The organism is Janthinobacterium sp. GW456P (genome assembly GCF_002127655.1).
Classification (GTDB): domain Bacteria; phylum Pseudomonadota; class Gammaproteobacteria; order Burkholderiales; family Burkholderiaceae_D; genus Janthinobacterium.
This window is the reverse complement of record NZ_NEHB01000013.1, coordinates 155559-180207: the sequence shown is the minus strand read 5'-3', so window position 1 is coordinate 180207 and position 24649 is coordinate 155559. Positions and strand designations below refer to the sequence as shown.

The following is a 24649-nucleotide window of genomic DNA, read 5'->3' as shown; positions in this document are numbered from 1 at the left end:
GGCGCCATAGGCAAAACCAGCGCGTGGCGTGCGGCAAAAAACCCGATTGCGCCGCTTGGTGTATAGTCGAATCGCGCGATACAGGGGTAAAACCGTCTGCATCGGCAACTGGAATATTTTGTGAGCGTACATGAGTCTTGAAATTCGTATTGCAACATCGACCGACGCTTTCGAGGCGTGCAACGTATTACGACGCTCCATCGTCGAATGCTGCAGCCTCGATCATCGGGACGATCCGGCCATCCTGGAAGCCTGGCTGGGCAATAAAACACCGCAGATGGTGGCGTGCTGGTTTGCGTCACCCACCAATTTTTCGCTGGTCGCAGTCGAGCAGGGCGCCGTCGTCGGCGTCGGCTTGCTGACGCGCGCCGGCAAGCTGGCCCTGTGCTATCTGCTGCCCGAGGCGCAAGGCCGCGGCGCTGGCAAGGCGCTGGTGGCTCAGCTGGAAGCGCAGGCGCGCGAGTGGGGCATCAAGGCCTTGCAACTGCACAGCACGGCCAGCAGCCAGGCCTTTTTCGTCAAGCAGGGCTACATCGAGGCGGGCAATGTGCGTTCGCCATATGGTGTGGAAACGATTTTTTGCTGGAAACAGATTGACCCCGCAGGCATCGCCAGCGGCGACCCCAAGCGCAAGCGCTTCTGCAACTGCAATTCGGCTTGACGGCCCGCCAGCCTTTCAGCCCGCCCATCCGGCGGCGGGCCTTTCCCTTCCTTTGAATATTTCCCTTCAGTAACTGATCTGGATATACACGCCGTGCGGCACCGCATCGTTTGCTGGCAGCAAGGTGCCGCCGGCAAACAGTTTCAGTTCGCCGGGTGCGAACGCCAGCCAGTCCTCGTTTTGCGTCAGCGGATGCGTGGCGATGACGGCGATGCGGTCGTCCAGATGGTTGTGCTGGCGAAAATCGATGCTGCGCTCGCAGTCGATCAGTTGCGCCACGGAAAACGGGTATTCGCGGATCACATAGTGCAGATGCGTGGAGCAGTGGGCAAACAGCAGCTCACCGTCCGACAGGATGAAATTGAAGGTGCCGTGCGCGGCGATGTCTTTGGCGACCTCGGCGATGGCGGCGCGCAGGGCGGCGCGCGCGGGCTCACCTGCGGGAAACTGTGTGCGCAAGCGGGCCAGCAGGTGGCAGAACGCCTGTTCGCTGTCCGTGTCGCCGCTGGCGTGGTAGTCGGCATTGGCGGGCGCGCGCCAGGTTTTCAGGTCGCCATTGTGCGCGAAGGACCAGGTCTTGCCCCACAGTTCGCGGGCGAACGGGTGGGTATTTTCGGGGGCGATGCGGCCCTGCGTGGCCTTGCGGATGTGCGCAACGATGTTTTTCGCCTTCACGGGATGTTGCTGCACCTGGGCCGCGAGCGGCGAATCGATGGCGGCCAGGTGATCGGTCAGCAAGGTGCAGCCGCTACCGGAATGATAGGCGATGCCCCAGCCGTCGCGGTGCTCGTCCGTGCGACCGCCCCGTTCGGCAAAGCCGGCAAAGGAAAATCCCAGCGCGGCCGGCTTGCTGCTGTTCATTGCGAGTAACTGGCACATGGCGGCCCTTCCTGGTGGTATCGGTACACGCCCACAGTAAAGGCCGGGGCGGGGCGCGGGAACGAATGTTTCCGACTATCGATATGCGCCGTCCGTTGTGTCGTCCATATTTGCTGCGCGCATATCAAATGGCGAAACCATTCGTTCTCCTTTGATTGGCGCAGCCTTACTCTGCACACTTTGGCGCCGTCGTCCCCATGCGGGATGCCGGCGCAGCCCGATGAAGGAGCACGTATGCCATTTCCCGTCCTGAAAAACTATCTGGCCCGCCTGTCGCACCAGACCCAGGCCGGCACCAGCGTCTGGCTCGACGGCGAAGGCAGGGCGCTGGGGCGCTTTTTCAATTGCACCATGACGAGCGCCTTCCAGCCGCTGCGCGAACTGGACAGCGGCAAGCTGGTGGCGTTCGAGGGGCTGGCGCGCAGCGTGTCGCAGGCCGATGAAGGCTTGTCGCTGTGGCGCCTGCTGGACCACGCGGCCAGCGACGACGAATCCGTGGAGCTGGACCGGCTGTGCCGCATGCTGCACGCCATTAATTTCTTCCGCCAGGGCGAAGCGGAGCAGTCCGACCTGTACCTGAACGTGCATGACCGCTTGCTCAGCGCCGTCAGCAGCAATCACGGCCACGCCTTCCAGCGCATCCTCGATGCGCTGGGCTTGCCCATAGCGCGCATCGTGCTGCAATTGCCGGCGGTGACGCCGAACCAGGGCTGGCTGCTCAACTACGTGGCCGACAATTACCGGCGCAACGGTTTCCGCCTGGCCATCAACGTGGCCAGCGTGCAGGAGGCAACGGGCATGCTGGAGCGTTTGCACCCGCATGCGTTCAAGCTGGACGCGGGCAACCTCAGCGACGAGCAAGCCGTCGCCAGCTTCATCACCGTATGCCATGCGGCGAAGATACGCGTCATTTTCAAGCGCCTCGACACGCCGGCCGCGCTGGCCGCGCTGCAGCGCGTGGCCGCCATCACGCGCTTGCCCATCGTCGCCCAGGGATATTTATTGGACAAGCCACTGACGGCGCTGGCGCAGGCAAATCGGGACGTTGCCGCCACCGCCTAGGGGGGCAGATGTCGAAATGAGGGCGGCACGATAGGTATTGAGGGTTTTTCTTCGCAGCACAATACGCTATAGTATTCCCATCGTTACATTGGACTGACTATGGCATCGCGCAGAAATTTTCTACATCACGGTATGGGCCTGGCCGCGCTGGGCCTGGTAGCCACCCCACTCATCGGCTGCGCCTCGCGCACGGCCGCTCCCGCCTCGGCTTCGGCCAGCGCCAAGCCGCGCGCACCGCGCACGGGCGTGCCGCCCCAGCCGACGCAACTGGCCAGCGTCGACCGCTCGATCACCTCGCAGTCGCGCCAGGCCATCACGGAACTGGAACCGCCACCGGACATCTTCGACGCGCAGGCGCTGGACCTGGAATTCTGGCTCAAGCCGCGCACCCTGGAAGTGGTGCGCCCGGCCAGCAATGAAAAAGCGAAACTGCTGTACTGGAAAGATGGCGAAGTCATCGATTCCGCCTACCAGGAACTGTGCCACTTGCTGCGCGACGTGAACGGCAAGAAGACGGCGCCCATCGACCCGAAACTGCTGGAAACCCTGTGGGGCACGCAAGCGTTCGTGGCCCGTTACGGCATCGAGCAGCCGCTGGAGATCCTGTCGGGCTACCGCACGGCCGAGTCGAACGGCAAGCTGCGCGAAGCGGGCGTGCCGGCCGCGCGCCAGTCGCTGCACATCTCGGGCCGCGCCGCCGATATCCGCGTGGCGAATCTGAACGCGGAAGTGCTCGGTTCGCTCGTGCGCAGCTTCAAGCAAGGCGGCGTGGGCTTTTATTACCGCTCGGGCCCCCGCGGCGGCTGGATCCATGCGGATACGGGCTTGCAGCGCACCTGGAAAGGCTAAGGCTTTTCAATCGTAGTGGTAGGGCGGCTCCGGCACGCTATCGGCTTGGATCAGTTCCAGTTCGCGCAGCTTGGCCGGGCGCTCCCACCAGATGCGCCAGCCGCGGCGCTGGTTTTCGCGCGCCTGGGGATGCGTTTGCAGGTAGTCGTCGATGAAGCGGGTAAATTCCGAGACGTAACCGCTGCGGCGGTACGCTAGTCGATGGCGCATGGGCGTCCTCCTGTGATGGACCGTTTGACCGCCCACGCACCAGAAAGTGCCGCACTTTTCACTTCCCCATGAAACTTTCCAGCCATAACATCGAACTGTTCCTGGCCGTCGTCGATGGCGGCTCGTTTTCGGCTGCCGCGCGCACCTTGCGCCGGGCGCCATCGGCCGTCAGCATGGCGATCGCCAATATCGAGGCGGAACTGGGCATCGCCCTGTTCGACCGGGGCGCGCGCGAAGCCGTGCCCACGCCGGCCGCGATGGCGCTGCTGCCCCACGCGCGCCTGATCGCCGAGCAGCTGAAGCAGTTGCACCTGCATGTGCGGGAATTGTCGCAGGGGCTGGAAAGCCGTATTTCGCTCGGTATCGCGGCCGAACTCGACCATGCACCTTTCCTTGCCGCCGTGCGCGCGCTGTCGCAGCGCCATCCGCTGCTCGACATCGAGGTGCTGACGGCGCCGCAGGATGACGTGCTCGACATGCTGCACCGGGGCCGCATCAGCGCCTGCATGGCTTTCGCCGGCGGGCGCATCAATCATGAGGAACAGTTCCAGCTGGTGGGCAGCGATGCCTTGCTGGCGATTATTTCCACCCAGCATCCGCCCGACGCGGCGGGCCGGCCCCTGTATATCGAGGAATTGGTGAATTTGCGCCAGATCATCGTGGCCAGCCGCGAACTCGATCTGGCCGATGCGCGCCCCGTGGTGGGGCTGTCCTACTGGCGCACGGACAGTTTGCCGATGGCGCTGGCGATGGTGGAGGCGGGACTGGGCTGGGGCAACTTTGCCGCCTCGGCCATCCAGCACTCGCTGGCGGCGGGGCGGGTGCGCTGCGTGGCGTTCAAGAATACGGGCAATGGCCTGGTCGTTCCCATCCACCTCGTGTGGATGAAGGACCGGCCGCTGGGCATGGCGGCACGGTCCTTTCTTCAGTTGCTCAGCGAAGCGGCCTGAGCATCATTGGGCTCTTCCTTCGGCTGCTGCGCCGACAGGGGCACGCCGAACAGGCCGTCGAAGAAGTAATTGAAGATGAAGCTGTAGCAGGGGATGATCAGCATCAGCGCGAAGTCCAGCACGAAGGCCTGCCAAAGGCTGATGTCGAGCCACCAGGCAATCAGCGGGATCAGGTAGATGACCAGCGTGATCTGGAAGCCGATCGCGTGCAGGATGCGGCGCCAGACGGTGCGCGTGCGCGACACTTGCCGGATTTCCCAGTATTCGAAGGCCGTGTTGTAGAGCAGGTTCCAGATCACGGCGATGGTGGTGATCATGATGGCCAGCGGGCCCGTGCTGGTGGGCGACTCGCCCGACAGCAGGGTCAGCCAGGCCGTGGAAATGGCCATGCCGATGATTTCAAAGGCGGTGACGTAGACGATTTTGCGTTTGATGCCTTGCATGTAAAACCTGTAAAGAAGAGATGGCGCGTATCTTAAGTCAGTCATGCTGATGTTAAAAGTCGATAGCTGTCAGTTTTTCTGATGAATATGGCGTGGAATTACCATGCTTGCCGCGAACGAGGGATAATGGCGCCTGGCGGGCAAACGCTCCCGCGCATCACCGCAGAACATCACCGCAGAAAAGGTCAACGAGCATGCAAGGCGCAGCAGACAGCAACATTCCCGATATCCCGGATTCCCCCGCCAGCGCGGAAGAGCGTCCCCGTTTCCGTCCCCGTCCGTGGGAGCACCTGGAAACGCCGTACGACGTGGAAGTGTGGATCGAGGAACATAATCGCAGCATGCAGGACAATATCCGCGCCACGGAAACGGGCGTGGGCATCTGCTTTACCCTGGCCGAAGGCGGCGACATCTATATGCAGACGAGCGCCGACGGCGCCGTCGTGCTCGACGTGACGCCGGACGCGGCATGGGTGTCTCCCCTGATCAGCGCCGCCACGGGCTGCGAGACACCCGCTTCGTCCTTGTGGATATTGCCTGACGATAAGCTGATCCAGCTGATCGTGGGGCTATCGAGCCTGGTGGCCAGCACCTTGCTGGTGGTGGGCCACGATTTCGGCTTGCGCCGTCACCGGATGGGCCGCTGAATCGGCCTTGTTGCAGAATCGTTATCTGTGGCGGGCATGGCTCGACACTGCGCGTGACGCGTGCTAGTCTCGCTACTGCACCCACCTGTTTGCCAGGCCGGCCGTGCAAAGGACAGCCATGGATACAGCACCGCAAGCGGTACCTGCTCTGGATTCCTCCCCGCTCGGCCACGACGGCGTGCCGCGGCATGTCGCGCCCCTGCTTGACGATGGCGTCTTCAGTCCGGAACGGATGAAGGCCGAACGCGAACAAGCTTATTTCAACGATTTATACCTGCTCGCGCCCGTCGCCTATTTCGTGCTCGGTCTCGATGGCGTGATCCTGCAGGTCAACCTGGTGGCGGCGGAACTGTTCGGCCTGGCGCGCGGGCATCCCGGCCACGTGCTGTTCCGTTCCTTTGTCCACGCGGCGTTCCGCCACGATTACGACCAGTTCGTGCAGCGCGTGCTCAACAGCAGTGAACCCGAGCGCATCCAGCTGCAGGTACAGCTGCCGCCGCCGCGTCCCGGCGCGCGCGAGGCCGGCTTGCCCGTCAGCCTGCTGGGCAGCGCCGATCCGAACGGCCAGGCGCTGCGCCTGGTGCTGGAGCAGGCCGAAGGCAAGCTGGCCGCGCTCGAACGCAGCGAAGAGCGTTTCCGGCGCATCGTGCACAGCGCCGAGGAGGGCATCTGGGAAATCGATGCGCAGGCGCTGACGAGCTTTGTCAATCCGAAGATGGCGCAGATGCTCGATTGCCAGATCGAGGATATGCTGGGCCAGCCGCTGGCGGCCTTCATGGATGAGGAGGGGCGCGCCATCCTGGAGCGCAACATTGCGCGGCGCCAGGACGGCATCGTCGAGCGCCACGAATTCAAGTTCCTGCGGCGTGACGGCAGCACCCTGTGGGCCACCCTGGCCACGAATCCCATCTTCGATGCCAGCGGCACCTACCTGGGCGCGCTGGCGCTGGTCAGCGACATCACGGCGCAGCGCGCGGCGTCCGAGCGCATCTGGCGGCAAGCCAATTTCGACCAGCTGACAGGCTTGCCGAACCGCCACATGTTTCTCGACCGCTTGCAGCACGAGGCGGCCCATGCCAAACGCGAAGGCGCTTGCCTTGCCCTGCTGTTCATCGACCTCGACCATTTCAAGCAGGTGAATGACCGCCTCGGTCACGAGAAGGGCGACATGCTGCTGCGCCAGGCGGCGCGCCGCATCAGCGAGCGCGTGCGCACCACCGATACGGTGGCGCGCCTGGGCGGCGACGAATTCACCGTCATCCTGGCCGGCGTGGGGCAGCTGGGCGGCATCGAGCGCGTGCTGCAGGAACTGACGGCCGCGCTGGCGCTGCCGTTCCTGCTCGACGGCGACACGGCGCAAGTGTCGGCCAGCATCGGCGTGGCCCTGTATCCGGCCGACGCCGAGGCGCCGGACGCCTTGCTGCGGCATGCCGACCAGGCCATGTACGCGGCCAAGAGTGCGGGGCGCAACGGCTACAGCTATTTCACGCCGGCCTTGCAGCAGGCGGCCGAATTGCGCCGCAGCACGGTGCGCGAGATGCGCCTGGCGCTGGCGCAGGACCAGTTCGAAGTGCATTACCAGCCCATCATCCGCCTGCGCGATGGCGCCATCGAGCGGGCCGAGGCGCTGTTGCGCTGGCGCCATCCGCTGCGCGGCTTGCTGGTGCCCGCCGATTTCATCGCCTTTGCCGAGGCGAACGGCCTGATCATCGATATCGGCGAGTGGGTCTTTCGCCAGGTCGTGCGCCAGGCGCGGAAGTGGCAGGACGAGCATGGCGCCCCGTTTCAGATCAGCATCAACAAGTCGGCCATGGAATTTCGCTGCGACGCCGCGCTGTACCAGGACTGGGGCGGGCATCTGGCGCGCCAGGGGCTGGCGCCGGGCGCCATCGTCATCGAGACGAGGGAAGCGGTGCTGCTCGACGAGGGGCGCCAGGTGGTCGACCGCCTGCGCCAGTTCCGCGCCATGGGCCTGGCCCTGGCGCTCGATGATTTCGGCAGCGGCCAGGTGTCGCTCGCGTGCATCAAGAAGGCCGACATCGATTTTCTCAAGATCGGCCGTGCCCTGGTCGGCGAGCTGGGGCGCGATGGCGACGGGCAGGGCCTGTGCGAGGCGATCATCGCGCTGGCGCAGCGGCTGGGGCTGAAAGTCGTGGCCGAAGGCGTGGAGACGGCGTCGCAGCGCGACCTGCTGCGCGCCGCCGGCTGCGACTATGCGCAAGGGTACTTTTTTTCGCGCGCGTTGCCGGCGGGGCAGATGGACCGCCTGCTGGCGTCTCAGCCGGCGGCCTGAAGCGTCTCCTGCGCCTGTCCGCCGCCTTCCATCAGCTCTTCCACGGCGGCCAGCGTCTCGGCGGCGCTGACCGAGGCCAGCGTCAGGCCCGGCGCCAGAATCACGCGGTAATGGCGGCTGGCAGGATAGAACCAGCGGTAGTTGTCGGTGCGGATGTAGTAGCCGACGATGTTCTTGTCGTATGCCGAGGCGATGTGGATCACCGACGTGTCGGGCGACAGCACCAGTTCGCAGCGGCGGATCAGGGCCGCCAGCTCCAGGATGTGGCCCGTGGGTGGCGCGCTCATCACGTTGGCATGGCCGGCGCCGCGCACGATTTCGGCGGCGCGCGCCTCGGTGCCCGGCGCGGCGATCACCAGCAGCGCATGGCGCGGATAGCGTGCCGCCAGGGCCGCGCAGCAGCGCTGGGCGTCGGCCACGCTGACCGTGCGCTGCGCATTGCTGCCCTGGAAATTGAGGCAGAACAAGCCTTCATGCGTGCGCAGCAAGGTGTCGCAGGCGGCGTCGACCTGGGCCGCGTGCGCGTCCACGCCGAACAGTTCATAGCGCATATCGATGTCGCGCAAGCCAAATTGTTCGAAGGTGGCGAAAAAGCTGTGCAGGATATGGCGGCTGCGGTCGCACGGCACCGTATGGTCGAACATGCCCAGCTTCGCCGTCGAGGTGCCGTACTTGGGAATGGCAAAGCCCGTCAGATAGCGCGCACCCAGCCATTTGATACGCAGCAGCAAGGGAATCGAAAAGCGGTTGTAGGGATTGAAGATGACGTCGTAGCGGCGCCGGCGCAGCGCGGCGATGGTGGTGCGCAAGTCGCGCAGCAGCGGCTGCTTGTCCCAGATCAGGATCTCGTTCACATGCGGGTTCTCGGCGATGACATCGCGGTTGGCGCTGCTGGCGGCCACGTCGATCTGCCAGTGCGGATAGTTTTTCTTCAGCTCGCGCAGCAGGGCCGAGGTGACGATCATGTCACCGATCTTGTCGTTGCGCAAAATCAGTACCTTGCGCACCTTGGCGATATCGAGGGGCTGCTTGCCGGATTTGCCCAGCAGGGCATAACTGATCAGCCGGGCGGCGGTTTTTATCAAGGAAACTCCGGAAGTAGATGGCGACAGCAGCATCTTACGGATTTCCACCGTCCTGAGCTAGGGGGCGTGTCCCATTATTGCCGCGTGCGCCAAGGCGGCGCACGCGCGGGCAGCGATTATTCGAGGCCCAGCAGGGCGACGACTCGCTCGCGGCTGATGCCGACCAATGCCGAGCTGATCGCCAGCAGCGATTCATAGCCGGGCTCGCTGGCCTTTTGCGTGAAGTTTTCCGCCAAGGTATCCATGCTGACGTGCACTTGCACTGGTTGCGCTCGGGCAACTCGTCCAGTGGCTTGCGCCAGGGCCAGGCCGACGGCGCTGCGCGCCGCCTGCAACTGCGCCAGCGCTTGCACCACTTGCTGCAAGGTGGCGCGCAGGGCTTCCACGTCGCCGGTATGCCATTCTTCCGGTGCGATGGCGGCCGGTTCCGCATCCGTGCGCACGCGGCTCATCTGGCCGGTCGGATAGCGGATGCCGCTGCCGCGCACGGACAGGCTGTCGCGCACGTTGGCCCAGGCCGCTTCCGACGTGCTGAACACCAGTTCGCCATTCTCGCCCAGTTTGACGCCGATACCCGATGGCATCAAGGCGCGGTCGAAGCGCGAGACGATTTCGTTCGCGCTCAGGCCAGGTTCGATATTGACCGAGCGCAAAGCCTGGTTCGCGCCGCCGACGGAAAACGCCAGCACTTCCTGCGGGCCTTCCTGCAGGCTGGCCATGGTCAGGCCGCGGATGCTGAAGTTTTGCTGTGCCGCGCGCGGGCTGGTATAGCTGAGCTGTGCGTCGAGCGTGCCGCCCGAGGCGCTGGCGCGCTGGCGCCAGGTATTGCTGAACTGGCGTACCCTTGCTTCGACTTGCCCTTCGCGGCCCTGGCGTGCGGCCAGCTTGGCCGCCAGCTCGCTTTTCAGCGCTTGCAACTGGCTGCTGCTGCGTTCCAGGTAGTCGAGCGTTTGTTGCGCGTTGGAAATCTCCCCCTGCAGCTGGTGATCCCAGTTGCTCAGGCCGCGTTGCAGGCTCGCCGTCGATCTCTTCGCTGCCGGCGCATCGCTGCGCGCGCTGGCGCTGCCGTTGATGGCGGCGGACGCGTCATCAACGACGCGGGCTGTGCCGGCGCCTTTGGCATTGACGCCGGAAGAGGAGGAGGTCTGAACGATTTGCATGATGGTCAGAGAAGATCAAACAGGGAAATGGTGCCAACCTTGGCGTATGCCTTGTAGGTTGCCTGCAGGGCTGTCTGGTAGCCGGTCAGTTCGATGGCCGCCGCACCCATGTCGGTCTTTTTCAGGTCCAGCAGGGCCGAATCGTTCGACAGCGAGACATTGGACAGGTTGCCGGACAAGGTGGACAGGATGTTCTGCGCGCCGCCGAAGATGGCGATCTTGCCCGAGAGCAGATCCATGCCGTCGTCCGTGCCATTCAGGCCTGCGCCCACCACGGCCCGCACGGCCGGGTCATTCGGGCTGACGCCCGGCGTGCCGAGGGTGGTGATGACCTGGTCGATCTTGTTGAGCCATACTTCCAGATTCTTCACGTCGACGTTGGCCGCCTGCGTCACGCCATTGCCCACTACCACGGTCTGCGTGTCGGTATTGCCGATGTAGCTGTAGCGCGAACCGGCAGCCGCTGTCGCGTCGTACTTGATCGCCGGCTGGTCGGTGGCGGTGCCGGAAAACATGTAGCGGCCTTCCTGGTCCTTCAGGTTGGCCGTGTACAGCACGCTGTCGCGCAAGGCGACCAGCGATTGCGTCATGGCATTCAGGTCGGCGGGGGCGTTGCTGCCGTCGGCCGCCCATACGAGCAGGTCGCGCGCCTGGCCCATGTCGGTAACCATGCTCGACAGGTAGTTTTCGTTTTTCAGCAGGCGCACTTTGACTGTGGCGATATTGTCCTGGTACTGCGTGACCATGGCTTGCTCGCGCGTCAGGCGCGAAATGCGCACGTTGCCGATCGGGTCATCCGACGGCAGCTGGATGCGCAAGCCCGAAGCCATCTGCTGCGTCAGGTAATTGATGCGTTCTTGATTTTGCTGAAGAGAAATATTAATCAGCGATTGGTACTGGCTACTGGCAACACGCATGATCTTCTCCTTAACCCATCATTTGCAAAGTGGCGTCAAACAAGGTATTCGCCACGGAAATGACTTTCATGTTTGCCTGGTACATATTCTGGAATTCGACCAGGTTCATCGCTTCTTCGTCCTTGTTCACGCCGCTTGTGGATTTCCAGTCGTCGATCGCTTGCGCGCGCACCGTGCTGGCCGTCTTCAGCAAGGCTTGATTCTGCTGGCTGTAGATCGCCAGCTTGCCGACCAGCTGCGTGTCCGCATCGCTCATCAGGACGGAACCCACCCAGCTGACGCTGATCGGTTGATTCTTGATGTCGATCAGTTTCTGCAAGTTGCCGCTGTCGCCGGCCTGGCCCGTCAGTGACAGGGCCAGGTCCTTGGCGTTGAAGCCAGGGGTAATGCTCAGCTTGCCATTCGCATAGGCCAGCAGGGGACCTCCGGCCGTGCCGGCCATGGTTGTTCCCAGCGCCAGTTGCGCGTTGACCTTGCTGGTCAACTGGGTGGCCATGTCTTGCAGCGACTGCTGCAGCGGTTTCAGGGTATTTTTTTCGAATTCGCCCAGACCGCCCATCTGGCCGCCGATGGCGACCAGATCGAGCGTGTACGAGGACTTGGCGAAATCGAGGCTCAGCGTCTGGTCGCCCGTGTTCGTCATGGTGCTGCTCAGGGTGCCGGCCAGGCTGCCGATGACCAGAGGCTGGCCCGACTTCAGCGAGACATTGCGCGAGCCGTCCGGCTGGTCGAGCACCTCGATGCCCATTTGCGAGGCCAGGCCATCGATCAGCTGGTCGCGCGCATCCATCAGCGACGACACGTTCGTGCCCGACGCCGTGGAGGTGCTGATACGCTGGTTCAACGCGGCGATATTGGCCAGGGTGGTATTGGCTTGCGGCACAATCGCTGCCCGTTGTTGCTGGACCGACAGCAACTGGTTGCCCATGACGGTGCTGATGCTGTTGAAGCGCTGCGCCATGGCGTCGGCGGAAGTGACGATCTGCTGGCGCAGCGGCGTCGACGTTGGGTCGACGGCGGCCGCGTTCAGGGCCTTGAAGAAACCGTCGATGCCATTGCTGATGCTCGACGCATCGTCGCCCATCACGCGCTCGAGCTGGGTCAGGTAAGGCTGGGTCTGCGAGCGGGCGCCCTGGTCGGACGCGGCACGCCACATTTGCTGGCTCTTATACGCATCGGCAAAACGCAGCAAGGCGGACACTTCCACGCCATTGCCGGCCGAACGCACGCCGGCGGTGGCGCCAAGCGATGCCAGCAGCACACCCTGGCGCGTATAGCCCGCCGTTTGCAGGTTGGCGATGTTCTGGCTGGCCGCATTGAGTGCGGCCTGGGCGGCGATGCTGCCTGACAATGCATTGCTGATGATGCTCATTGGGCAAGTTTCTTTCGTGAAGAGTGTGGCGCATGCGGGTGGGCAGGCATTGAATCGTTGTTACCTTGTACAGGCGACGCTTCAGACGGATTTATTAAGCGGCGCCGCAATATTGTCGGTTTTGACAGCGCCACGGGCTGTCACCGGGGCGCCGGCAGGCGGCAGCAGCTGGCGCAGGATGGCGTCGGCGATGCCGAAGGCGCGCTGGCCGGCCATCTTGTCGGCCACCAGGTTATCAGCCATTTCCAGCATGTCGCTGTTGATCGGGTCCTTGAAGACGCTGTCTTCGCCCGCCATCTCGCGCGTGCCCGAACGCATCTGGCGCAGCATGTGCGAGATGAAGAAGGCTTCGAACTTGACGGCCGCCTCGGTGGCCTTGGCCGCATAGCGGGGATCGGCCGGCGTGGCCGCGGCGGGCGTCTTGTCGTCGAGCGCCGAGGGCAGGGCGCCGCTGCTGTCGTTGATATTCATCATATGACCACCAGTTCACCTTCGATGGCCCCGGCTTGATCCAGGGCTTGCAGAATTGCCATGATGTCATCGGGCGAGGCGCCCAGGCTGTTGACCACGTCGATAATCGACTGCAACTTGGCACCGGCCGGCCATTTGAACATATTGCCATTACCCTGGTCGACGGACACTTTCGACTGCGGCGTGACGGTGGTCTGGCCGCGGCCGAACGGCGCCGGCTGGCTGACGGCCGAACTTTCGGAAATGACAACCTTGAGCGAGCCGTGCGTGACGGCGGCCGCCTTGACGCGCAAGCCTTCGGCGATGACCACGGTGCCGGTGCGCGAATTGAAGACCACTTTCGGCGTATCGACGCCGACATCGACGGACAGCGCTTCGAGCTTGGCCATGAAGGCCACGCGCTGGGTCGGGTTTTCCGGCGCCAGCACTTCCACGCTGGTGGCGTCGCGCGTGGTGGCGACGGCGCCAAAGCGGCGGTTGACGGCTTCGACGATATTGATGGCCGTTTCGAAATGCGGGTGGCGCAAGTTCAGGGTGACGGTCGGCTTGGTCGAGAAATCGCTGAGGATTTCGCGTTCGATGTTGGCGCCGTTGGGAATGCGGCCCGAGGTTGGCGTGTTGACGGTGACGGACGAGCCGCTCTTGCCGGTGGCGTTCAAGCCGCCGACGACGACGTTGCCTTGTGCCAGCGCATACGTTTCATTGTCGGCCGCGCGCAATTGCGTCAGCAACAAGGTGCCGCCGCGCAAGCTCTTCGCATCGCCCAGGGACGAGACGGTGACATCGATGGCCTGGCCACGGCGGTATCCTGGAGGAAACACGGCGCTGACCATGACGGTGGCGACGTTCTTGCTTTTTGCTTCGGCGCCGTCAGGCATCTTCACGCCGAATTGCTTGAGCATGTTGACCACGGACTGGCTGGAAAACTTCACCTGGGTGGTGTCGCCGCTGCCGTTCAGGCCCACGACGAGGCCGTAGCCGACCAGCGGGTTGTCGCGCACGCCCTCGATACTGACCAGGTTGCGCAGCACTTGCGCGGCGCTGGCGGGCAGGGCAAAGCCGGAGAGCGCGGCCAGCATGGCTGCCAGGGGCAGGGCGGAACGAAATTTCATGAGCTCACCTTAAAACGGCATCCATGGGCCGACGAAGAAGCGCGTCAGCCAGCCTGGTGTATTGGCTTCGGCCAGGGTGCCCTGGCCGGAATAGGCGATCTGTGCATTGGCGATGCGCAGGGACGAGACCTGGTTGTTCGAATCGATGTCGGCCGCGCGCAGGTAGCCGCGCAGGCGCACGAATTCCTCGCCCTGGTTCAGGGTCAGCGTTTTCTCGCCCTGCACGCGCAGCAAGCCGTTCGGCAGCACTTCCTGCACGATCACGGTGATGGCGCCGGACAGCGCATTTTGCTGCGTGCTGGTCGAGTCGCCGGCGAAGTTGCGGTCGGCCGACAGGTCGATGCCCGTCTTCGGGAAGGTCTTGCCGAGGATGTTGGCGGCATTCACGCCGACGGACGAACCCTTGTTGAACGAGGTGCCGGCTTTCTTGCTCGCTTGCGTGGTTTCCTGCAGGGCCACCGTGACGACATCGCCGACGCGGAAGGCGCGGCTGTCCGAGATCAGGTCCAGGCCGGCGTCGTGATTGAACACGCCGCCGCCCACGCCGCCGCGCGCAGCGCTGCGCGGCGCCACGGGCAGCGGCGTATCGGAAAAGCTGGGCACCACCGGCGCGGCCGGCCGGCTGGCGCAACCGGCCATCAACACCAGCAGCATGGCTGCCGTGGCTTTCATGGCGGCTGTCATCAGCGTGCCGCTTGCGCCAGGTATTGCAGCATATTGTCGGCGGCCGACAGCACCTTGGTGTTCATTTCATAGGTGCGCTGGGCAGCGATCATGTCGACCATCTCTTCGACCACCTGCACGTTCGAGCCTTCCAGCGCGAACTGTTTCAGTTTGCCCAGTGCGCCTTCGCCGGGACGGCCTTCGGTCGGCGTGCCGCTCGATGCCGTTTCCTGGAACAGGTTTTCGCCAAGTGCCAGCAAGCCCGTCGGGTTGACGAAGCTGGTCAGGTTCAGCTGGCCCAGCTGGGTGCCGTTGACATTGCCCGGCACGGTGGCCGTGACCATGCCGTTTTCGCCGATGGTGATCGCCGTCGCATTGTTCGGCACGGTGATCTGCGGCACCAGCGGCAAGCCCTGGGCGTTGACCATCACGCCGTTTTCATTGATGCCGAGCTGGCCGGCGCGCGTGTAGGCCGCTTCGCCGTTCGGGCGCAGCACCTGCAAAAAGCCGTTGCCGGTGATGGCGACGTCGAATTCGCGGCTCGTCGTTTGCAGGCTGCCGGTGGTAAACACCTTTTGCGTGCCGACCATGTGCGTACCGTTACCCAGCTGCACGCCCGATGGCGACAGGGTATTGTCGGCACGCTGCGTGCCCGGCTGCTGCTCGACCTGGTAAAACAGGTCTTCGAAGACGACGCGGTCGCGCTTGAAGCCGACGGTATTGACGTTGGCCAGGTTATTTGCGATGGCTTGCAGTTTGGCATCTTGTGCCTGCACGCCGGTCTTGCTGATCCACATTGCTGGATTCATGATTTACTCCTGGTAATTGGTTGGCGTTGGGCTTACGCGCCCAGCAGGCGGTTGCCTGATTCCGTCATGGAATCGCTGGCCTTGAAAACTTTCATTTGCATTTCGAAACTGCGGTTCAGACTCATGGTGGCGACCATTTCCTCGACGGCCGAGACGTTGCTGCCTTCCAGGTGGCGGTCGCGCAGACGCACCGCCGGATCGGCCTGCAAGTCTTCGCCGCTGCGTGCCACGATCAGACCCGCCTCGTTCTTCGTCAACTCGCCCGATTCCGCATTGACCAGCTTGAGCTTGTCGACGGTCTGCATTTGCGCCGTTCCTGGCACCTGAATGGAAATCGTGCCATCGGCGCCGATCGACAGACTGGTGTGCTCGGGAATCGTGATCGGGCCGCCTTCGCCCAGCACGGGCCGGCCGTTGATGGTCAGCGCGCCCGTTTCATCGAGGTCCATGGCGCCGGCGCGCGTGTAGGCTTCACCGTTTTGCCATTGCACAGCGAGAAAGCCGGGGCCCGTGACGGCCACGTCGAGTTCGCGTCCCGTTTCCTTGATCGTACCCGTGCGCGTGCCGACGGCGCTTGACTGCGTCTGCGTCATGTGGCGGTCGTCGTAGCCATAGCCGTTTTGCAGCGGCTGGGCGGTGGACACTTCCATGTTCGCGCGAAAGCCGCCCGTCTCGATATTGGCCAGGTTGTTGGCGTGTACCTGCTGTGCCCGCAGGGCACGGTCGGCCCCGCTCATGGCGGTATAAATCAGCGCATCCATTGCTTTTTACCTTTGCGTATCGTCGATTACAGCGCTTGCATCAGCGATTGCAGCATGGCGTTCTCGGTCGAGATGACCTTCGAGTTCGCCTGGTAGTTGCGCTGCGACGTCATCAGGCCCACCAGTTCGGAGGTGATGTCGACGTTCGACTGTTCCAGCGAGCTCGTCACCAGTTTGCCGGCCATGCCGACGCCCGGACGGTCATAGATGGCGGTGCCGGAGGTGGTCGAGGCGACCCAGCTGGTATCGTTGACGGCCGTCAGGCCGCCTTCGTCGGGGAAGGTGGCCAGGGCGATCACGCCGATGCTTTGCTTCTGGCCGTTCGTGTATTTCGCCACGACGGAGCCGTCGTCGGCCAATTCCACGCCCGTGTACGTGCCCGAGGCATAGCCGTCGGCGCGGTCGGTCGAGGTGGTCGCTTCGCCGGCGAACTGGGTCGTGCCCGTGTAGTCGATGGCGATCGACAGCGCTGCGGCGCCAGGCGGCGTCGGGAACACCGGCGTGGCGGTGGTTCCGGTCACCAGCTTGCCGTTCGTGTCGAAGGTCATGCTCGTCACCGGCGTCACATCGGCGTTGTCAAAGGTGTAGTGCACGTCCACGCCCGTCGCCGTCTTGACGAAGTACTGGCCCAGCGAGTGCTTGGCGCCCAGCGAATCGTAGACGATCGAGGACTTGGCGCTGTTGTAGCTCAGTTCGTTGGTCTTGTTGAAAGGCACAGCCTTGATGGTCCATTCGGACGACATGTTGGCGGCATAGGCCAGCTTGGTCGATGCCACGGCGGGAATCTGGCCCGTCGGAATGTTCATGTCGCCCATGGTGCCCAGGGTCGTGCTGCCTTTGACGGCGGCATAGCCCTGCACCAGGCGGCCGTTCGAGTCGATCAGCTTGCCATCACTGCTGGCCGAAAAGATGCCGACCCGGCTGTAGCTCATGGTGTTTTGCGCATCGCGCGCGACGAAAAAGCCGCGGCCGTCGATGGCCGCGTCGAGCGCGCGGCCCGTGTTCAGCACGCCGCCAGTGAGCGACATGCTTTGCGTGATCGAGCCGATTTCCGTACCCGTGGCGCGCGAACCGGCATACATGGCCGAAAAGTTGGCGCGGCTGCTCTTGAAGCCGTAGGTGCCGGCATTGGCGATATTGTTACTGGTGCTGTTCAACTGTTGGTTGATGGACTGGATACCGGACAGCGCGATGTCGAAACTCATGTTGACTTCCTTTAGTGAAGGACGAGATTAGTGTTCAGGAAACGAAGGGGCGAGCGGATCAGGCCGTCTTGCCGTTGAAGCCGGTGATCGCGCCAGGGTTGACTTCGCCCAGGTTCGACACGCTCAAAATCATGCTGCCGCCGGACGACAGGCGCACGCTGTTGAGCTTGCCCGCGATGTCGACCGATGGTTTTTCGGTGCCATTGGTGGTGACCGCCATGGTGTAAGTGCCTGCAGGCAAGCCCAAGGCGACGGGATCGATGGTGAACGGCACCGTGCCGGCCGACTTGGCGCCCAGTTCGATCTTGTATTCCTTGTCGTCAATGCCTTTCAGGGTCACGGTGGTCTTGGTGGTGCCGGCCGCCAGCGCGATGCTGCCGTTGACCTTGCTCTTGTCGAGCTGCACCGTTTCGCTGTTGACCATGACTTCGGAGCCTACCTGCGCGCCCAGGGCCAGCACCTGCATCGATTGCAGCACGCTGGCATTGGCGCTGGTCAGCGTCGACAGGTTTTGCATCGCTTCCGTCTGCGCCTGCTGCGTCAATTGATTGACGAACTGGCTCGGATCGGTCGGCGCCAGGGGATCCTGGTTCTTGATCTGCGCGACCAGCAACTTGGTGAACATATCCTGGGTGGCATTGTTTTGCGATTTGACGGCATTGTTGTTGCCGCCGCTGCCGCTGGTGTTGTTTGTAAAGAGATTGGTTTCCATGGATTATGCTTCACCTAATTTGAGGAGCGATTGCTGCATCGACTTGATGCGGCCCAGAACTTCGACATTGGTTTCAAACGCGCGCGAGGCCGACATCATGTCGGTCATCTCGGCTACCTGGTTGACGTTGGGGTAGAACACCATGCCGTCGGCATTGGCCATCGGGTGGCCCGGTTCATACACCTTGCGCAGCGGCTCATCGCTTTGCACCACGTCGAGCACCTGTACTCGTCCGCCGGCGCCGCTGGCACCCGGGCCATCCATCACGGCCGCAAACACGGGCTTGCGCGCGCGGTAGGTTTCGCCTTCGGAACCGGCCACGGAATCGGCATTGGCCAGGTTGCTGGCGATGGTATTGAGGCGCACGGTCTGCGCCGCCATCGCCGAACCGGCGATCTTGGAAATATCCTGGAAGCTCATGCTGATCCTTATTGTCCGGAAATGGCCTTGGACAGACCCTTCAGTTTCATGTTGACGAAAGTGAGGCTGGTCTGGAAGTCGGTGGCATTCTGCGAGAACGCCGCCTGCTCGACGCCGATTTCGACGGTATTGCCGTCGCGGCTGGGGTGGTAGGGTACGCGGTACAGGGCACTGGCATCGTCATCGGTCGACAGCAGGCCGGCCTCGTTATCCTGCAATTGTTGCAGGGCGCTGCCGAAATCCATGTCCATGGCCTGGAAGCCGGGCGTGTTTTCATTGGCGATGTTGGCCGCCAGCACGCGTGTACGGTCGGCACGCAGTGCGAGTGCATCGGCATGCACGCCCAGCGCATCCTTGAAATTAATCCCCATGGTCATCCTTTGTGTTGAATTCGATCGTGCTTTTTGCGGTTTGGTCCAGAAAATAAGTGGTGCAGAGGTAAAATCCCAGCCAAGTCATGTTGACGCATGGTAAGGTCATGCCGCTTCAGTATCTTTGATTAAGGTTAGCAATGATTTATTTTGAGAACTATTCCGTGATGTGGAACAAGGCGCAATGTCGTCGCATACTGCTGCCAAGCCTATTTTTACTGACCAGCCTATATAGTAGTGCAGGTCGCGCAGAATTGCCAGCCGACAATATATTTTCACGCGTGGAACAGTTAGCTCGCGAGCAATTGACACAGCAGGCGGCCACGGCGGGACTGCTGGAACCCCAGTTTCAGGTGACCGTCGTGAAAAGCACGCGCCCCATGCCGGCGTGCGCCGCGCCCGTTGCGCTGGAAACGGCGGACAGCCGCTCGGCGCAGCGCATGCGCTTTGTCGCAGTGTGTCCTGGAAGCAACGGATGGCGTTACGAAATGCTGGCGCGCGGCAGCATCACGGCGCAAGTGGCCGTCACCAGCGCCCCCGTCACGGCCAATACGCCGTTGCAATCGGGTGACGTGGTGCTGGCGCGGCGCGACGTGACGATGGTGCCGGACAGTATTTCTGCCTTGCCTGGCGCGATTGGCCTGTCGAGCCGGCGCAGCTTGCGTGCCGGCGAAGTGCTGCGCCAGGGGCAGCTGGCCTCGCCTGTGCTGATCAAGCGGGGCAGTGCGGTCAGCATCGTGGCGCGCAAGGAGCAGGTGGAAGTGAGCATGGCCGGCGAGGCGATGGATCCGGGCGCGCTTGGCGAGCTGATCCGCGTGCGCAACGCCACCAGCGGCACGGTGATACGTGCCAGGGTGGTCGATGCGGGCGTGGTGGAACCGGCCGATATGACGGGCCGTTAAGGCAAGTCAGTCCGCGGCCGCCGTGCGCTGCAGACGTGTCGCCAGCTGCGTCAGCTTGGCAGCATAGTTGGGGTCGGTGGCATAGCCGCCGCGCGCCAGGCCTTGCGCGAAGGCGCCCGCGTCGGCACCCGTGTTCAGGGCGGCGCGGTAGCGTGGATTGTCGAGCAGTACTTGCGCATAGTCGCGGAACGCGCTGGCCTGGTCCGGGTAGCTGCGGAAGCGCTCGGTTTTCTTCAGCGCCGTGCCGCTGCCGGCCTCGTATTCGGTCGTCAGGTTGCTGGCCACGTCGCCCTGCCATTTGCCGCCGGCCTTGATGCCGAACAGATTATTGGTGTCCGCGCCCGTGCCCTGGCGCAGCGGACGCTGGCCCCAGCCCGATTCCAGCGCCGCGTGGGCGGCGACGATTTCCGGTGCCACCCCCAGGCGCGCGCCCGTTTCTTCCGTCCATGGCTTGATCGAGGCGAGGAATTGCTGCTGCGTTTCGCCAATCTCGCCGCCCTGGCTGATGGCGCCCAGCACATTGACGGGCTGACTTTGCTCCAGGTAGGCGCGTCCTTGCGGGCTCAGGTTGGTGGCGTTGCCGCCGCCCTGTTCGATGAAGCGGGCCACTTCGCCCTGTACTTGCCGGAACACGCTGGCAAAGCTGCCGCTGGAGGCCGTGGATTCGGTGGCGCGCATATTGCTCTGCACGGCATGGGTCGCCGCCGTCGATGGCGTCGCCGCCGTGGCGCGGGTGGTCAGGAAATCAGCCTGGCGCATACGTATCTTCCTCGCCATGCAGCACGCGCTGCATGATGCTGTACTGCTCTGTTAATAAATCGCTGTTGCGGGCATTCAGGCGCTTGCATTCGAGTACCATCTGCTCCAGCGCGGCCCAGTCGCGCTGGGCGGTCGCACGCGCGTCTTCTTGCAACAGCGCAAAAAATTGGGGCATGTCGCCTTGCGGGCCCAGCAGGGCGGTGACGAGACTGACACGCTGGCGGCGGCGTGCGTCGAGTGGCTCGACGGCGGCGACGACCTGGTCGGCCAGCGCCGTCAGCCGGGTGCTCTGGTGGTGCAAGGTGGCCTGAAATTGCTCTTCCAGTAAGGTTTGCAGCGCGGCATAGCCGGCGCGGTCGTCCGTCATGCCCTGCAGCACGCGGCGCACGGCTTCCTGGCGCGTGATGCCCTTGCGCGGCGCGGTCACGATTCGCCGCCGTGGAAACGCTGGATCAGGCCCGCCAGTTTCGATGGATCGAACGGCAACTCGCCCTTGGCCAGCGCATCGCGCAGCATGGCCACGCGTTCATGGTCGATCTCGGGCATGGCGCGCAGGGCGGCCATGGCCGGCTGCAGCACGGCCGATTGCAGTTCCGCCCCGGCCGACGAGCCGCCCATGGCGCCTGCGGCGCCCGCGTTCTCGGCGATCGCCTCGGCCGGCGCGACGGCGCTGCTGCGCGTGGCAGCACCGGTGTTGCCGGAGGAGATTTTCATACGTTGTCCCTTGCCCTTAATTTGCATGCTCTTCCCGATCTTTCTTTGCGGGCAGGCCCAGTTTTTCGCGCAGGCGTTGCAGGGTGCCGGAGTCCGGTTCACCCACCTGCAGCTCGTCGCCTTGCGGCTTTTGTCCGGCCATGCCGAACATGGCGGCGATGCTGTCGGCCTGGCCACGCGTCAATATTAACAGTTCGATGCGGCGGTTGATGCCGGCGCTGGCATTTTTCACGTCCAGCGGCGCGCGGTCGGCCATGCCGACCACTTGCAGCACGCTGTCCGGACTCATGCTGCCGATCAGCAATTGCGCGCGCGCCGACATGGCGCGGTTGGCCGACAGGGTCCAGTTGGAAAAGCCTTCATAGCCGGTATTGGCGTATTGCATCGAGTCCGTATGGCCGACGATCAGCATCTGGTTGTCCATTTGCGCAAACACGGGGCCCATCTGGCGCAGCAGCTTGCGGAAGCGGTCGGTCGGCACGGCACTGCCGCGCACGAACATGCCTTGCTTGTCCGTATCGTGCAGCATGACGCGCAAGCCGTATGGCGTGATCACCGATTGCAGATTGCTCTTCAGTCCTGCTTCGTCGCTGAGCTTGTCGAGCGCGCGCGACAGGGACAGCAAGTCTTCCGGCGACTGGTAGCTGACCTTGGTCTGGTTTTGCGGCGCCGCGCCAGCCTTGCCGTCCTGCGTCTGCTTGCCTTCCGTGCGCGTGTCGCCGGTGCCCTTGCGGGGCATGGGGAAGCGCTCGATCAGGCTGCCGCGCGGGCCGCCTTTCTGTTCCGGCATGACGCCCTGGCCTTCGCCCTGGCGGCTGCCTGCCGATGCGTCCATCATGATTTCTTTCATCGCCTGCTGCTCGCGCGCGGCCATCAGCCACAGCACCAGGAACAGCGACAGCAGGGCCAGGCAAAAGTCGGCGAACGCTACTTTCCAGGCGCCGCCATGGCCATCGTCGTCATGCTTGCGTCCGGCACGCTTGATGATGGCCTGTTCATGTTTCTCATGCGGCTTTAGCACGGCGGCCTCCCCGGCCTTGGCCTTGCTCTTGTTCCGCGCCGCCATCTTCCAGCGCATTGATCCAGCTTTCCAGCTGGGCGAAGCTCGGCTTGATGTTCAGCTGCACCAGGCGGCGGCCCGCATCGATGGCCAGCAGCGGCGGTTTGCCCGCCACGTGCGTGACCAGCACGACTTTCACGCATTCCATGGTCGAGCCTTCCTCGCCCACCAGCTGTTTCATCATGTTGCACATCGGATCGAGCACGCCGTAGCAGAAGAAGATGCCGATGAAGGTACCGACCATGGCGGCGCCCACTTTTTCCGAAATCTCCGCCGCGTCGGCGCCGTCGGCCACGGAATTCATGGCCATCACGATGCCGAGCACGGCGGCCAGAATACCGAAGCCGGGCATGGCCTCGGCGATCTTGTGCAGCGACTTCGACGGCTGCAGCAATTCGTCGTGGATGGCTTCGAGTTCCTGCTCCAGCACGCCTTCGAGTTCATGCGCGTTGATCTTGCCCATCGCCATCAAACGGAAGTTGTCGACGATGAAGGCCAGCAGCTTCGGCTCTTCCAGCACCAGCGGATAGCGCTGGAACAGGGCGCTTTCGCGCGGCGCCTCGACGTGGGCGTCCAGCGCCTTCAGGCCGCCGGCGGCCGTTTGCAGCAGTTCATACATCAGCAGCAGCAACTGGCGCTGGAATTCCGAGCCTTGCTTCTTGTGCGTGACGATCTTGCGCATCTGGTGCAGCATTTCACCGAGTACATGCTTCGGGTTGCCCAGCACCAGGGCGCCGACGGCGGCGCCGATGATGATGATCAACTCGACCGGTTGCCAGATCGCGTGGACGGTGCCGCCCATCAGGGCGAAGCCTCCGAATACACACCCCATCACGATTAAGATACCGATAATTACCATGTCAACTGCCTTTCTGCGTCATTGTGCTGCGTCAATTTGATGGATAGTGCTGAAACTTATGCGTCTTGCAGCATGGCTTTCATCTTGCCCAGCGCCGTCTTGTTGAGCTGGCAGACGCGGGCGTCGCTCAGGTCCAGTACGGCGGCTATTTCTTTGTAGCTCAGTTCGAATTCGTAATACATCTGGATCACGCGCTGCTCGCGTTCGTCGAGCGCGCGCAGCGCCTGCTCCAGGCTGCGCCGCACCATCAATTGCTCTTCCGGACTCGGTGCGCTGTCGGCCTGTCCCAGGCTTTCCTGCAGCACTTCATCGAAACTGGCGATCAGCTCGGCGTTTTCCGCCAACTGGTATTCCTGGAAAGCTTCGGGGGTCAGCTTCAGCGCGGCCATGATTTCCGCGTCCAGCGGCTCGCGTCCGAGGCGGCGGGTCAGGGCGCGCACGCTGTCGCGCAGACGGTGGCTTTCCTGGCGCACGGCGCGCGGGCGCCAGTCCTGGCGTCGCAGTTCATCGAGGATGGCGCCACGGATGCGCAGGCTGGCATAGCTGCCGAAAGACTGGTCCGGCACGCCGTAGCGGCGCAAGGCTTCGAGCAGGCCCATCAGGCCGATCTGTTCCATGTCGTCGCGGTCGATGGCGCCCGACACCTGCGAATTGAGCTGGCGCACGATGCGTTTCACCAAAGGGGAGTACGCCACCAGATGTTGTTGCTCTTCGGCAATGCTGAGCACGGCCGCGCAAGCGCTGGCGGCGGCATATTCGCCGGCGCCATACGCTTCCTGGTATTGCTCTACATAGGCCAAGGGATCTCCCACTAGGTCGGCTGGCGTGTTGGCTTATTCAATGATCAGCTTGCCGACCATGACTTCGGTGAACGGTTTTTCCATCTGTTCACGCTCGTAGCTGACATTGAAGGCTTTGTTGATCTGCTCGGCATATTGTTCCACGGTCATGGTCTGCGCCTTGTCGAGCGGAAAACTCGACAGGGTGCTGACGGCGATCGAGCGCATCAGCGGCAAGTGATCCTTGGTCAGCTTTTCCTTTTCCTCGGTGGTGGCGATCACCAGGTCGGCCGACAGGTAATGCGTCTCGCCTTCGCCGGGGCCGCGGCGCAACATCACGATGACTTTGTCCAGCGTGAGGAACTTGCGCGCTTTCTTGCCCGTGGCGGGCGGTGGCGGGGCTTTCGCTTCGGCGACTTCGGCATGGCCGGCGACCGGCTTGGCCAAATACCAGATGGCGCCGCCAGCGGCGCCAGCGGCCAGCACGGCCACGCCGACAAAGCCGGCTATCAGTTTCATTTTCA

Annotated in this window: 30 protein-coding genes; 7 read left to right on the top strand and 23 right to left on the bottom strand. The window is 63.4% G+C overall.

The genetic code is table 11. From position 1 onward, the window contains the following. Positions 1-130: 130 nt before the first annotated feature. A complete protein-coding gene (locus tag CBW66_RS14295; RefSeq protein ID WP_086137660.1) occupies positions 131-661 on the top strand; it encodes a GNAT family N-acetyltransferase in 531 nt (176 codons plus the stop codon). 66 nt (positions 662-727) lie between these two features. Here the strand turns inward: CBW66_RS14295 and CBW66_RS14290 are convergent, their stop codons facing one another. Then, positions 728-1540, bottom strand: a complete 813-nt coding sequence (locus CBW66_RS14290) for a class II glutamine amidotransferase (RefSeq protein ID WP_086137661.1) — start codon at positions 1538-1540, stop codon at positions 728-730. 234 nt (positions 1541-1774) lie between these two features. Here CBW66_RS14290 and CBW66_RS14285 point away from each other — a divergent pair, with 234 nt between their 5' ends. Both CBW66_RS14285 and CBW66_RS14280 read left to right on the top strand, forming a co-directional pair. Beyond that, complete coding sequence (locus CBW66_RS14285) at positions 1775-2602, top strand: EAL domain-containing protein (protein WP_086137662.1); 828 nt, start codon at positions 1775-1777, stop codon at positions 2600-2602. A gap of 132 nt (positions 2603-2734) precedes the next feature. Further along, a complete protein-coding gene (locus tag CBW66_RS14280) occupies positions 2735-3451 on the top strand; it encodes a DUF882 domain-containing protein (RefSeq protein ID WP_086137663.1) in 717 nt (238 codons plus the stop codon). Between the two features lie 6 nt (positions 3452-3457). Here the strand turns inward: CBW66_RS14280 and CBW66_RS14275 are convergent, their stop codons facing one another. After that, positions 3458-3661, bottom strand: a complete 204-nt coding sequence (locus CBW66_RS14275) for a DUF3460 family protein (RefSeq protein WP_086137664.1) — start codon at positions 3659-3661, stop codon at positions 3458-3460. Positions 3662-3729: 68 nt separating this feature from the next. Between CBW66_RS14275 and CBW66_RS14270 the strand changes: the two genes are divergently transcribed. Further along, positions 3730-4611 carry a LysR family transcriptional regulator gene (locus tag CBW66_RS14270; protein WP_086137665.1) on the top strand — a complete coding sequence of 294 codons (882 nt, stop codon included), beginning with the start codon at positions 3730-3732 and terminating at the stop codon, positions 4609-4611. On the opposite strand, the gene CBW66_RS14265 is transcribed toward CBW66_RS14270, so the two are convergent. Further along, positions 4587-5054 (bottom strand): PACE efflux transporter, encoded by a 468-nt coding sequence (locus CBW66_RS14265; RefSeq protein WP_070224839.1) that lies wholly within the window; start codon positions 5052-5054, stop codon positions 4587-4589. The two genes, CBW66_RS14270 and CBW66_RS14265, sit on opposite strands and share 25 nt — an antisense overlap. 194 nt (positions 5055-5248) lie before the next feature. On the opposite strand from CBW66_RS14265, the gene CBW66_RS14260 reads away from it, so the two are divergent. Both CBW66_RS14260 and CBW66_RS14255 read left to right on the top strand, forming a co-directional pair. Beyond that, positions 5249-5701 carry a hypothetical protein gene (locus tag CBW66_RS14260; protein ID WP_086137666.1) on the top strand — a complete coding sequence of 151 codons (453 nt, stop codon included), beginning with the start codon at positions 5249-5251 and terminating at the stop codon, positions 5699-5701. A 118-nt stretch (positions 5702-5819) separates the two neighbouring features. Continuing rightward, complete coding sequence (locus CBW66_RS14255; RefSeq protein WP_329957618.1) at positions 5820-7994, top strand: EAL domain-containing protein; 2175 nt, start codon at positions 5820-5822, stop codon at positions 7992-7994. On the opposite strand, the gene CBW66_RS14250 is transcribed toward CBW66_RS14255, so the two are convergent. The 13 genes from CBW66_RS14250 to flgB all read right to left on the bottom strand — a co-directional run bounded on the left by CBW66_RS14250 (position 7979) and on the right by flgB (position 19052). Further along, the gene (locus CBW66_RS14250; protein ID WP_170933037.1) at positions 7979-9079 is read right to left on the bottom strand and encodes a glycosyltransferase family 9 protein; all 1101 of its coding nucleotides are present in this window, start codon (positions 9077-9079) and stop codon (positions 7979-7981) included. The genes CBW66_RS14255 and CBW66_RS14250 overlap by 16 nt on opposite strands. A gap of 116 nt (positions 9080-9195) precedes the next feature. Beyond that, a complete protein-coding gene (locus CBW66_RS14245; RefSeq protein ID WP_230492250.1) occupies positions 9196-10239 on the bottom strand; it encodes a hypothetical protein in 1044 nt (347 codons plus the stop codon). Positions 10240-10244: 5 nt separating this feature from the next. Beyond that, positions 10245-11156 (bottom strand): flagellar hook-associated protein FlgL, encoded by a 912-nt coding sequence (gene flgL / locus CBW66_RS14240; protein ID WP_086137669.1) that lies wholly within the window; start codon positions 11154-11156, stop codon positions 10245-10247. Positions 11157-11166: 10 nt separating this feature from the next. Further along, positions 11167-12528: a flagellar hook-associated protein FlgK gene (gene flgK, locus CBW66_RS14235; protein WP_086137670.1), complete on the bottom strand. Its 1362-nt coding sequence runs from the start codon at positions 12526-12528 to the stop codon at positions 11167-11169. 81 nt (positions 12529-12609) lie between these two features. Next, positions 12610-12999 (bottom strand): rod-binding protein, encoded by a 390-nt coding sequence (locus CBW66_RS14230; protein WP_086137778.1) that lies wholly within the window; start codon positions 12997-12999, stop codon positions 12610-12612. Beyond that, positions 12999-14111 carry a flagellar basal body P-ring protein FlgI gene (locus CBW66_RS14225; protein ID WP_070219890.1) on the bottom strand — a complete coding sequence of 371 codons (1113 nt, stop codon included), beginning with the start codon at positions 14109-14111 and terminating at the stop codon, positions 12999-13001. The genes CBW66_RS14230 and CBW66_RS14225 overlap by 1 nt, the downstream gene beginning before the upstream one ends. Before the next feature lie 9 nt (positions 14112-14120). Next, complete coding sequence (flgH, locus tag CBW66_RS14220; protein WP_086137779.1) at positions 14121-14783, bottom strand: flagellar basal body L-ring protein FlgH; 663 nt, start codon at positions 14781-14783, stop codon at positions 14121-14123. Between the two features lie 11 nt (positions 14784-14794). Continuing rightward, entirely contained in the window at positions 14795-15583 is a 789-nt protein-coding gene (gene flgG, locus CBW66_RS14215; protein ID WP_170909686.1) for a flagellar basal-body rod protein FlgG, read from the bottom strand. A 32-nt stretch (positions 15584-15615) separates the two neighbouring features. Beyond that, positions 15616-16344 (bottom strand): flagellar basal body rod protein FlgF, encoded by a 729-nt coding sequence (locus CBW66_RS14210; protein WP_086137671.1) that lies wholly within the window; start codon positions 16342-16344, stop codon positions 15616-15618. 26 nt (positions 16345-16370) lie between these two features. Beyond that, positions 16371-17549: a flagellar hook protein FlgE gene (locus CBW66_RS14205; protein ID WP_070310097.1), complete on the bottom strand. Its 1179-nt coding sequence runs from the start codon at positions 17547-17549 to the stop codon at positions 16371-16373. 58 nt (positions 17550-17607) lie between these two features. Beyond that, positions 17608-18261, bottom strand: coding sequence for a flagellar hook capping FlgD N-terminal domain-containing protein (locus CBW66_RS14200; RefSeq protein WP_086137672.1), 654 nt, complete (start codon positions 18259-18261; stop codon positions 17608-17610). A 3-nt stretch (positions 18262-18264) separates the two neighbouring features. After that, on the bottom strand, positions 18265-18681 hold the full coding sequence (gene flgC / locus CBW66_RS14195) for a flagellar basal body rod protein FlgC (protein WP_034757795.1): 417 nt from the start codon (positions 18679-18681) through the stop codon (positions 18265-18267). 8 nt (positions 18682-18689) lie between these two features. Then, a complete protein-coding gene (gene flgB / locus CBW66_RS14190) occupies positions 18690-19052 on the bottom strand; it encodes a flagellar basal body rod protein FlgB (protein ID WP_034758109.1) in 363 nt (120 codons plus the stop codon). 281 nt (positions 19053-19333) lie between these two features. On the opposite strand from flgB, the gene flgA reads away from it, so the two are divergent. After that, on the top strand, positions 19334-19954 hold the full coding sequence (gene flgA / locus CBW66_RS14185) for a flagellar basal body P-ring formation chaperone FlgA (RefSeq protein ID WP_230492251.1): 621 nt from the start codon (positions 19334-19336) through the stop codon (positions 19952-19954). A 6-nt stretch (positions 19955-19960) separates the two neighbouring features. Here flgA and CBW66_RS14180 read toward each other — a convergent pair whose 3' ends face one another. The 7 genes from CBW66_RS14180 to CBW66_RS14150 are packed head-to-tail and all read right to left on the bottom strand — an operon-like array spanning position 19961 to position 24644. After that, the gene (locus CBW66_RS14180; protein ID WP_086137674.1) at positions 19961-20713 is read right to left on the bottom strand and encodes a glycoside hydrolase family 73 protein; all 753 of its coding nucleotides are present in this window, start codon (positions 20711-20713) and stop codon (positions 19961-19963) included. Then, positions 20700-21140 (bottom strand): flagellar export chaperone FlgN, encoded by a 441-nt coding sequence (gene flgN, locus CBW66_RS14175; protein WP_086137675.1) that lies wholly within the window; start codon positions 21138-21140, stop codon positions 20700-20702. Before flgN ends, CBW66_RS14180 begins: the two co-directional genes overlap by 14 nt. Beyond that, positions 21137-21427, bottom strand: a complete 291-nt coding sequence (flgM, locus tag CBW66_RS14170) for a flagellar biosynthesis anti-sigma factor FlgM (protein ID WP_086137676.1) — start codon at positions 21425-21427, stop codon at positions 21137-21139. The genes flgN and flgM overlap by 4 nt, the downstream gene beginning before the upstream one ends. 16 nt (positions 21428-21443) lie before the next feature. Further along, complete coding sequence (locus tag CBW66_RS14165) at positions 21444-22448, bottom strand: flagellar motor protein MotB (protein WP_230492252.1); 1005 nt, start codon at positions 22446-22448, stop codon at positions 21444-21446. Beyond that, complete coding sequence (gene motA / locus CBW66_RS14160; protein WP_034757817.1) at positions 22432-23346, bottom strand: flagellar motor stator protein MotA; 915 nt, start codon at positions 23344-23346, stop codon at positions 22432-22434. The genes CBW66_RS14165 and motA overlap by 17 nt, the downstream gene beginning before the upstream one ends. A gap of 56 nt (positions 23347-23402) precedes the next feature. Further along, on the bottom strand, positions 23403-24146 hold the full coding sequence (locus CBW66_RS14155) for a FliA/WhiG family RNA polymerase sigma factor (RefSeq protein ID WP_086137678.1): 744 nt from the start codon (positions 24144-24146) through the stop codon (positions 23403-23405). 33 nt (positions 24147-24179) lie between these two features. Next, positions 24180-24644: a flagellar basal body-associated FliL family protein gene (locus CBW66_RS14150; RefSeq protein WP_329957619.1), complete on the bottom strand. Its 465-nt coding sequence runs from the start codon at positions 24642-24644 to the stop codon at positions 24180-24182. Between the last annotated feature and the right edge of the window lie 5 nt (positions 24645-24649).